This window comes from Ulvibacter sp. 2210JD10-4, assembly GCF_058148525.1.
In genome coordinates this window covers 1-238 of the sequence record NZ_JBYVJZ010000093.1, presented here as the reverse complement: position 1 = coordinate 238, position 238 = coordinate 1, and the positions used below count along the sequence as shown (strand labels likewise).

The window sequence follows — 238 nt, the reverse complement described above, 5'->3', positions numbered from 1 at the left end:
TCTTTATATCGGTTATTTCCAATTCTCCACGCGTACTGAGTTTTATATTAGATGCAATTTCCACTACGCTATTGTCATAACAATAAATTCCGGGTACGGCAAAATTTGATTTTGGTGATTTCGGCTTTTCTTCAATAGGGAGTGCTTTTCCTGTTTTATCAAATTCTACTACTCCATAACGCTCGGGATCGTGGACATGATATGCGTATATAACTTCCCCATCCGGATCATTATTGGA

Annotated in this window: 1 protein-coding gene; it reads right to left on the bottom strand. The window is 37.8% G+C overall.

Going from position 1 to position 238, the window contains the following annotated elements; all coding sequences use genetic code 11:
* Positions 1-238 (bottom strand): sugar phosphate nucleotidyltransferase (locus tag ACY2RT_RS15605; protein WP_490156831.1); only part of this gene is annotated, 238 nt, incomplete at both ends.